Annotated in this window: 4 protein-coding genes and 1 pseudogene; 1 reads left to right on the top strand and 4 read right to left on the bottom strand. The window is 37.3% G+C overall.

The annotated features are described in order from the left end of the window. Positions 1-512 (bottom strand): annotated as a pseudogene (locus tag PLK24_RS07125) (MMPL family transporter); the annotation flags it as partial. A gap of 88 nt (positions 513-600) precedes the next feature. After that, positions 601-2,484 carry a 3-deoxy-7-phosphoheptulonate synthase gene (aroF, locus tag PLK24_RS07120; RefSeq protein WP_324477666.1) on the bottom strand — a complete coding sequence of 628 codons (1,884 nt, stop codon included), beginning with the start codon at positions 2,482-2,484 and terminating at the stop codon, positions 601-603. Positions 2,485-2,628: 144 nt separating this feature from the next. Between aroF and mgtE the strand changes: the two genes are divergently transcribed. Further along, entirely contained in the window at positions 2,629-3,993 is a 1,365-nt protein-coding gene (gene mgtE, locus PLK24_RS07115) for a magnesium transporter (RefSeq protein ID WP_324477664.1), read from the top strand. 514 nt (positions 3,994-4,507) lie between these two features. Here mgtE and PLK24_RS07110 read toward each other — a convergent pair. Continuing rightward, positions 4,508-5,080 carry a flavodoxin family protein gene (locus tag PLK24_RS07110; protein WP_324477662.1) on the bottom strand — a complete coding sequence of 191 codons (573 nt, stop codon included), beginning with the start codon at positions 5,078-5,080 and terminating at the stop codon, positions 4,508-4,510. A 30-nt stretch (positions 5,081-5,110) separates the two neighbouring features. Further along, on the bottom strand, positions 5,111-5,689 hold the full coding sequence (locus PLK24_RS07105) for a pyruvate kinase alpha/beta domain-containing protein (RefSeq protein WP_324477660.1): 579 nt from the start codon (positions 5,687-5,689) through the stop codon (positions 5,111-5,113). Positions 5,690-6,158 lie beyond the last annotated feature (469 nt).

Genomic DNA, 6,158 nt, shown 5'->3' with positions numbered 1-6,158 from the left:
TCGTCAACTGTGCTAAAAAAAGAAATCGAGACAATGGTTGCCTTTCCATCTTCAGTCACCATTTTACCCCAGATTAACTCGTCATCTTGAAGATCAGATTTGAGCTCTTGGGCTTCTTCGATGGTTTGTGGAAGAATTTCAACAACTTCTTTGACATTGAATCCCTCTTCAGTAGGAATAATTTTGGGCATATTGGTTAACGCTGAAACACTTCTCACTTCAGAGACTTTTTCAACTGCATTCACTATTTGTTCTAATGTGTTTAAGCTCTCGGGAGTGAATAGATCATCAAATTCCAATGCAATGATCATTGATTTTTTCTGAAAACTGGAAAATTTATCTTCTAAGGAGTTATAAAAGGAAACTTGGGCATCACTTTCAGGGACATACTTGGTGAAATCATCTTCAAAGCGTATATTACGAAATTGAATACCGAAAATAATCGTTATTACAATTGTTACAATAAATATTGGCCAGGCATAACGAACGATGAAATCTTCTAATTTTTTCACAATGAGTGGGCCTCCCTTTTAAACTGACCGTTCAGTCGAAATATCTTTGTTATATTATCCAACTTTAAAATGATATTCAAGTGTTTTATTATTTTTTCCAGATATTTTTATAGCTCCCCAAGATCCTTAAAAATAAAGTGTGTTTTTCTAAAGATTGAACAGTTTTTTTATATCGATCTTCTATAATGTTTCCTTCCCAATCGGCATAAAAAAGATACTCCCAAGGTTTTCCTGGTATTGGACGAGATTCTAATTTAACAATATTAATCTTTGCATCGGCAAAGATTTTAAGTATTTGAAAGAGAGCCCCCGGCTGGTTTTTTAATATAAAAACTCCTGAGACCTTGTCGTCTTCGATTGAAGGATTAAAAGTTTGAGACAAAATTATAAACCGGGTAAAATTACGAATATTGTCTTCAATGTCCTCTTCTAAAACAGTAAGATGATATTTTTCCACTGCTTCTTGGCTGGTTATACCAGCTCCTCCAAAACCAAATTCTGAAATCCTACGAGCTGCTTCTTCGGTATTTCCAACATCCATAATCCGTACGTTTTTCATTGATTCTAAAAATCGGCTACTTTGAGCAAACCCCTGGGGATGGGCAAAAAGTACCTGGATATTTTCTCGAGTTGTTCCAGGGAAAACTGCGAAATGCTGTGAAACTCTAATGATTCTTTCTCCGACAATAAATACATCAGGGTAATCGAGAAAAAGTTCATAATTCCCATGAATACTTCCAGTTATAGTATTTTCTATGGGTAAAACTCCATAACTGGCATTTCGTGAAACCACTTCTTCAAAAATCTGACGAAAACTATTACAGTTTATATAATCTGAACTATCAGGGAAAATTTTCCGGGCTACCTGTGAACTAAAGGACCCACTTTTGCCCAAAAAAGCTACTTTTGGTGATAAAGAAGTTTGATTTTGAGCAGGAATAAAGATTTGTTCACGAACGACATGGTGTTTGACAATCTCTTTACCGGTTAATACGCTAATAATTTCCAAATCATTCATTAATTTGCGAAATTGGTCAGGATACAAACTTTGAGGACCATCGGATAAAGCTTTATCCGGCTCATGATGAACTTCAACAGTTATACCATCGGCTCCACAGGCAACTGCCGCTCGAGCCATAGGAATTACTTTTTCTCTCAGTCCGGTACCATGACTTGGATCTACAATAACTGGGAGATGGCTGAGATCTTTAATCAAAGGTATAGCAGTTAAATCAAGCGTGTTCCGGGTAAGACGTTCGATGGTTCGAATACCACGTTCACAAAGGATAACCTTAAAATTGCCAAAACTCAGAATATATTCAGCTGCATTTAACCAATCTTCTATAGTTGCCGACATTCCCCTTTTGAGAAGAACAGGCATGCCGAGCTTTCCAACTTTCTTTAAAAGCTCAAAATTTTGCATATTTCTTGTTCCAATCTGGATGATATCAGCATATTGGGCAACGATATCAGCATTTTCTGGACTGGTAGCTTCGGTTATTATGGGAAGGTCAAATTCTTCACGAGCTTGAGCAAGAATTTTAAGGCCCTCTTCTTCTAAGCCTTGAAAACTATAAGGTGAAGTACGGGGTTTATAAGCTCCTCCTCTAAGGATATGAGCACCCATTTGTTTAACAATTTCGGCTGTTTTAAATAGTCTTTCCTTTGATTCCACCGCACAAGGCCCAGCAATAATGGTTAAGTTGCTCCCTCCAATAACCACAGAACCAACTTGAATTGTCGTCCCCTCTGGTTTAAACTTACGATTGGCTAACTGATAGGGAGTATTTATTTCAATGATTTCCTCAATTAATACCGGGTCGATTAAACCTGATGGCGATATATTTCCTTCAAATATAAGTATGGTTTTCTCGACATCGACAAAATAGATAGATATCCCTTGTTCTTTCCATTTTTTGGAAAGCCCGTCTTTTTCGCTTTCATTAAGTCTTTTTTTAAGAAGGTAGATCAATTGAATCCTCCTAACTATCAAAAAAAGTCATGCTGAAAAAATACGCTTCTAAATGAACAAAGTCAAGTTCTCCGTTATAATTATAAAAATGATTTATTTTTTAACTCCTTACCAATATAAAGTAATCAAAAGGAGGTGTTATGAATGCCAACCGGAATCGTCAATGAATTGGAAGAATTAACAAAAAAAATAAATGAATTCTTAGAGCAAAAAAAGCTCTTTGATATAAAAAGACTGGTTAACGACCTTCATCCCGCCGACGTAGCGGAACTGATGACCTTTTTTGACCGGGATGATCAGGTTGTTCTTTTCCGATTATTAAAAAAGGATATGGCAATTGCTGTTTTTGAGCAATTGGATTTCGAGCGACAGGAAAATCTTTTAAACAGTTTTACTGACGATAAAGTTTCTGAAATATTAAATTTTATGTCTCCAGACGACCGTACCGAGCTTTTAGATGAATTACCGGCGAAAGTAGTAAAAAAGTTACTCTATCTATTGAACCCCGATCAACGGAATATGGCAAGTTTCCTTTTGGGATATCGCGAAAATTCCGCTGGTCGAATCATGAATCCCGGATATATTGATTTGAAAGAAAATTACACCATAACCCAAGCATTGGAAAGAATTCGAAAACTCTCGCCTCCCGAAGACATGATTTATACAGCCTATGTGACTGATATCCAAAGGCATCTCATCGGGACAATAACGCTTCGCGATTTAATACTTTCTCCTCCAGAAAAAAAAGTCACTGAAATTATGGATACCGACGTTGTTTTTGTATCTACTGACGATGATCAGGAATTAGTAGCCCGGAATATTCAAAAATACGACCTGTTATCCTTACCAGTTGTTGATCATGAGCAACGACTGGTCGGTGTTGTTACCGTTGATGATGCTATCGACATTATTGAAGAAGAAGCTACTGAAGATATCCATCGATTGGCCGCCATTCAAACTACTGAAGACGAATACCTCCACTCTACTGTATCACAAAAAGTCCGGAATCGAATTCTTTGGTTGGTGGCTTTACTCTTAGGAGGAATGGTCACCAGTTTAATAATCCAAAACCAATCAGCTCTCATTCAAACCGTCGTTTCGCTTTCTTTTTTTATACCTGCTTTAATTAATACCGGGGGAAACGTTGGCAGTCAGTCCACAACAATAATGGTACGAGGAATCGCACTCAATCAAGTAGATTCAAGAAATATTTTTAAGATTGCCTTAAAGGAATCTTTAGTGGGAAGTATTTTAGGCGGCCTACTTGGATTAGTAGGTTTTTTTAGGGTAATTCTTCTTCGAGAATCCTCCACGATTGGAGTTATCGTAGGATTTTCAATCTGGGTGGTCGTTTTCGTTTCCAATTTGATAGGTATTATTCTCCCTCTTTTCTTGAAAAAAATGAAATTTGATCCTGCTCTTTCAGCAACTCCAGTGATTACTACCATTGTTGACATGATCGGTGTTTTTCTCTATTTTCAAATCGCTCGCATTTTTATTGGTTTTTAAAATTACATGAAAATCTTATTGTTTGGCAGCACCAAATAAGGATGAAAATATCTATCTTAAAATGTCATTCAGGCTGTGTCACAATTATTTAGTAAATTATTTGCCCCCACCTATACTACTATTTAACAGTAATATTGGGAAGAAATAACCAAAAACTGAAGATAAATGTGCTGTTTTCTACGCTTTCAAGTTATTCTTGGTGTACAAAAGGGATTGTGACACAGCCTGAATGCGACGAGTTCAACCGATATTTAGTTGGATGACGTGGCAATCTCTTCTATCCTCTCTGTCATTCAGAAGAGCGTATTGTGCGACGTGAGAATCTCATCTGATGCTACCAGCGTCATCCTGAGACTTCGTTTTCTGAAGCCGTGAGGATCTCATCTTTTTATATATATTTCTTTACTCTTTTCTCAGGATAACCAGAAAAGACCGAAAGACACCCTCCTCGCCGCAAAGCGGCACCCCTCCAAAGAGGGGAATTATTCACTTTTTCTCCCATTTAATGGGGAAATCATTTGATGGTATTTTCTGAATAGAAAAAATTTTGGGCTGCTTTTTTTATTTCCTCCAAGCAAGCTTGACAATTTTTAATTTCAGCTTTTTTGTCAAATCCTCGAAAGACCACCTCGCCTTGGTATTTACAGTTAAAACCATCGAAATAAAAGCGGCTGGTTAAAATAACCCCTTCGAATAATTTTTTACCTTGGGTTGCGCCAATGGCTAAGAGAAATCCCATTTTTGGTTTCAAATCTTCTTTTAAAAGATACTTACGCGACCAAAGAACTTGGGAACGGTCAATTAGGGCTTTTAAAGCACTGGGAAATCCATAAAAAAAGATTGGAGCACTAATAATGACTCGGTCAGCCTGAAGGAGATGGTTTGAAACTGTTTTAATTTCGTCATCGATAACACAAACACCGGTTTTCTCACAAGCCCGGCAACCCTTACATTGACTGAATTTCATTTCTGAAGGAATAATTCTGATAATTGTATCAGTTGGTTGAACAGGAGATAAAAAAACATCTAACATTACATCACTATTCCCACCACGACGGGGGCTCCCATATATGGCAACGACATTCACCCGCTGATCCTCCCCTAAAAAACAGTAGTGTTATTTCTCTTTTGGAATTCGTGGCTTGGCGATAATTTCACGTATTTCAAAATCGTAAAAATTCCTGGCGTAGGATGGTTTGACCACCAGAGCGGTATCAACTCCTTGATGAGTTCCACCAATGGAGATGACCTCATGATCAGTATCAATCACCCCTGCTTCGGCTGCCATGATGGTTATTTCAACAGCAACTTTCACCCCCTGACTGAATCGGCGAAGTGTCTCAGCAATGATTTTATGTGGATGGGGTATTCCTTGTTCGGACACTCCCCCAATTATATCGTCACTTAAAACATGATGAGATATTACAATTTTTGCTCCTTGATCTTCTAACTCTTTTCGAACGGAAGAGCTCATATCCCACCCCTCACTTTTATAAGAAAAGGAAATTCCAACGACAATAATTTGGATTTTCGTATTTTTAAAAATTTCTAAGGCCTTAAGACCGGTATCTCCATGAGTTGAAGCAACAATAAGGTTAGAAATTCCCAAATCCAGAGCTCTTTTTCGTGCTGCCTGTAGGGTGAGATCGGTGTTTTCTGGACCGGTTCGATCGAAATAGATAACTGGTCTTTCCATGGTTTCCTCCTAATAAATAATTAATATTTTAAAATTAATATTATCATACCTAACTTTTATTTTCTTCCCGTTTTTTTATCCTTTAAAAGCCATTTACAATGAATAACTTAACACTGTCATCCTGGGGCTTCGTTTTCGAAGTCGTGAGGATCTCATCGACCCAATCCGTCATTGCGAGACCTTGTTTTTTGAGGTCGTGGCAATCTCATGAGCCATCTTTTATTATTTGTAGGATTAAGAATTGTGGAATTGAAATGAATGAGATTCTTATTTTGTCCGATAAAAACGCCACCCTCTTCAGAATGACGAATTGGCTAAATGAGATTGCCACGTCGTTCAACAAAAGAAAGGTTGATCTCCTCGAAATGAAGGATTTAGATAACTATTTTCATTCTCATCTGGTACTACAAAACAGCATGAAAATCTATTCTGTAAATATTGTAAAAAGTGAAAAGGGATTAAAACAAAA

This window comes from Atribacter sp. (assembly GCF_035418125.1).
Classification (GTDB): domain Bacteria; phylum Atribacterota; class Atribacteria; order Atribacterales; family Atribacteraceae; genus Atribacter; species Atribacter allofermentans.
This window is presented reverse-complemented; position numbering and strand designations above follow the sequence as displayed.